The organism is Brevundimonas sp., from assembly GCF_024711105.1.
In the GTDB taxonomy this organism is placed as follows: domain Bacteria; phylum Pseudomonadota; class Alphaproteobacteria; order Caulobacterales; family Caulobacteraceae; genus Brevundimonas.
In genome coordinates this window covers 1-3046 of record NZ_JANJTL010000119.1, presented here as the reverse complement: position 1 = coordinate 3046, position 3046 = coordinate 1, and the positions used below count along the sequence as shown (strand labels likewise).

General features: G+C 71.7%; 5 protein-coding genes. 4 read left to right on the top strand and 1 reads right to left on the bottom strand.

The window, feature by feature from the left end; genetic code table 11:
- From rlmN to Q0M60_RS08835, 4 genes are all read left to right on the top strand, one after another.
- Positions 1-906, top strand: a 906-nt coding sequence (gene rlmN, locus Q0M60_RS08850) for a 23S rRNA (adenine(2503)-C(2))-methyltransferase RlmN (RefSeq protein ID WP_296818392.1), incomplete at its 5' end; no start/stop codon positions are given.
- Between the two features lie 50 nt (positions 907-956).
- Positions 957-1607: a hypothetical protein gene (locus Q0M60_RS08845; protein ID WP_296818390.1), complete on the top strand. Its 651-nt coding sequence runs from the start codon at positions 957-959 to the stop codon at positions 1605-1607.
- Positions 1608-1613: 6 nt separating this feature from the next.
- Positions 1614-2150 (top strand): divergent polysaccharide deacetylase family protein, encoded by a 537-nt coding sequence (locus Q0M60_RS08840; protein ID WP_366855746.1) that lies wholly within the window; start codon positions 1614-1616, stop codon positions 2148-2150.
- The gene (locus tag Q0M60_RS08835) at positions 2147-2638 is read left to right on the top strand and encodes an RNA pyrophosphohydrolase (protein ID WP_296818388.1); all 492 of its coding nucleotides are present in this window, start codon (positions 2147-2149) and stop codon (positions 2636-2638) included. The genes Q0M60_RS08840 and Q0M60_RS08835 overlap by 4 nt, the downstream gene beginning before the upstream one ends.
- Positions 2639-2730: 92 nt before the next feature.
- Here the strand turns inward: Q0M60_RS08835 and Q0M60_RS08830 are convergent.
- Positions 2731-3046: hypothetical protein (locus Q0M60_RS08830; RefSeq protein ID WP_296818386.1), on the bottom strand; the 316-nt coding region annotated here is incomplete at its 5' end.

Sequence of the window (3046 nt, the reverse complement as noted above, 5' to 3'; positions counted from 1 at the left end):
GCCCGCCCCGAGATCGTCGAACGTCAGGTGTCGAAGGACGGCACCCGCAAATGGCTGATCCGCACCGCCCCCGGCATCGAGATCGAGACCGTCTACATCCCGGACGTGGGCCGCGCCGGCGCCCTGTGCGTCTCGTCGCAGGTCGGCTGCACCCTGAACTGCACCTTCTGCCACACGGGCACCCAGAAGCTGGTCCGCAACCTGACCGCCGCCGAGATCGTAGCCCAGGTGCAGGTCGCGCGCGACGACCTGGGCGAATGGCCGTCGCCCAAGGAAGACCGGCGCCTGTCCAACATCGTCTTCATGGGCATGGGCGAGCCGCTCTACAATCTGGACCACGTCGCCGACGCCATCGACATCATCTCGGACAACGAGGGCATCGCCCTGTCGCGGCGGCGGATCACGGTCTCGACCTCGGGCGTGGTGCCGATGCTCAAGGAGCTGGGCGAGCGGACCCAGACCATGCTGGCGATCAGCCTGCACGCGACCAATGACGAACTGCGCAATGAGCTGGTGCCGCTGAACAAGAAGTATCCGCTGGAGCAGCTGTTGGCCGGCATCCGGGCCTATCCGGGGCTGGGCAATGCGCGGCGGGTGACGTTCGAATACGTCATGCTGAAGGGCGTCAATGACTCTCCGGAGGAGGCGCGGGCCCTGGTCAAGCTGATCTCCGGCATCCCGGCCAAGGTGAACCTGATCCCCTTCAACCCCTGGCCCGGCACGGACTACCAGTGCTCGGACTGGAAGACGATCGAGGCCTTCGCCGCCATCCTGAACCGGGCGGGATATGCGTCGCCGATCCGCACGCCGCGGGGCCGGGACATCCTGGCCGCCTGCGGCCAGCTGAAGTCCGAGAGCGAGAAGATCCGGGCCTCGGCGCTGAGAGCGATGGCCAACGTCGACTAGGCCGAGATTTCAGCCTTTCGTTAACCGCCCAGCCCCATGATTCCGGGGCCATGTTCGCCCGCCGTCAGTCCGCCCTGGCCGCCGCCGCCGGCGCACCGCCGCCGGTGCGCGAGGCCCGCTTCACGCCTGCCGCCATCCTCGCCTTCCTGAAGAAGCCGCCCGTGGCCGTCGCGGCCGCCGGCCTGCTGTTCCTGGGCGCGGGCGCGACCTTCGTCGCCGTGCTGGGCGACCCGCGCGCGGGCCTGCCGTCAGCGCGGGCCGGGGTCGACCGGCCCGAGGCCCCCGAGCGCCCGGCCCTGACCGGGGCGGAGGTGTTCGGCGTCGATACGCTGGGCGTCTATCAGGACCTGACCGCCCCGGGTGACGTGGACGCGACCGGCGGCGAGGCCATCATCACCCTGCCGGGCGGAGGCCAGGTCCTGTCGGGGCCGGTGGTGCGCCAGCCCCCGGCCAATCCGTTGGCGCCCGCCCCGATCGCGGGCCTGAGCCAGCCTGGCCCCAGCGGTCCCCTGCCGGTGATCGCCACCGATGGCCGCACGCCCTTTTCCGCCTACGCCCGGCCCTTCGTCGGCGACGGCCGCCCGCGCGTGGCCCTGGTGGTCGGCGGCCTTGGCCTGAACGGCCCGGCCACCCGCGCCGCCATCGAAGCCCTGCCCGCCGAGGTGACGCTGAGCTTCATTCCCTACGCCGAGGGGCTGTAGGGCTGGATCGACCTGGCCCGCGCCGACGGCCACGAGGTGATGATCGAACTGCCGATGGAGCCGGAGGACTTCCCCCAGACCGACACCGGCCCCTACACCCTGCTGGCCGACGCCGACATCGACGAGCTGGACCGCCGCCTGAACTGGCTCATGGGCCGCGCCACCGGCTATTTCGGTGTGACCAACTATTTCGGCGGGGCCTTCTTCGAATCCGACACGGCCACGACCGCCTTCATGGCGCGGATGCGTTCGCGCGGCCTGGCCTTCATCGACGACGGCCAGGCGCGGCGCCGCCAGGGCGCCTACGCCCGGGCCAGCGCCGACCGGATCGTCGACGAGACGCGCGAGGCGGCCTCGATCCTGGCGGCGCTCAACGCCCTGGAGGCCAGCGCGCGCCAGAACGGACAGGCGCTCGGGACCGGCATGGGCTTCCCCGTGACCGTGGCCACCGCCGCCCACTGGATCCGCGGGCTGGACGAGCGCGGCGTCCAGCTGGCCCCGGCCTCGGCCCTGGCCCAGCGGCCCGGCGTGCGGCGCGGGTGAGCGAGCCCGACCTCCACCCGGAGCACCGTCCGAACGTCGGGGTGGTCCTCTTCAATCCCGCCGGCCTGACCTGGATCGGCCGTCGCGCCGACATGCACAGCGGCCGCCGCTGGCAGTGGCCGCAGGGCGGCGTCGATCCCGGCGAGGACCTGGAGACCGCGGCCCGGCGCGAGCTGGCCGAGGAAACGGGCGTACGCTCGGTCGAATACCTGGCCCGCACGGAGGGCTGGATCACCTACGACTTCCCGCCCGCCGTCATCGCCCGCGACAAGGCCATGGGCCGTCCCGGCTGGCGCGGCCAGAAGCAGATCTGGTTCGCCTACCGCTTCACCGGCGAGGACTCGGAGGTCGACCTGAACGCCTTCGGCCACCCCGAGTTCGACGCCTGGCGCTGGGAGCGCCTGGACCGCGTCGCCGACATCGCCGCCCCCTTCAAGCGGGAGGTGTACGAGCGCGTGGCGGCGGCGTTCCGGGTGTTCGGGGCGTAGCGGCCGGGTCCTGACCGGGGGAACGAGCCTGCTGTTCGAAGGGCAGGGAGACCCCGCCCGTTGCGGGCGGGGTCATCTTGCGGGTGCTCCTTCTAGTAGAGCTCGTCCACGTCCGAACCGCTGCGGGAGCGACGGCTGTTGTCGGCCGTTTCGGTGGAGCCTTGCTCCGGCAAACGGCGGAAGCTGTAGGCGGTCAGGTCGCTGTTCAGCGAGCCGTCGCCCTGGACTTCGAGGTCGGTCGTGCGCACGCCACGGACCGCGCCGTCCGCGCCCTGGACCAGGACGTAGCGGGCGCCCGAAGCGCTGTCGCGGGCGAAGCCGACAGCGCGACCGAGGGTGTCGCCACGGCTTGAGGTGACATTGGCTCCGAGGCTGGCGGAGAAGTCCGCCTGGGCGCCGTTGCGATCG

Bases quoted from the DNA above. Each gene is read 5' to 3' on its own strand.
- Q0M60_RS08845 (WP_296818390.1), top strand. From the start codon at position 957: ATGTTCGCCCGCCGTCAGTCCGCCCTGGCCGCCGCCGCCGGCGCACCG.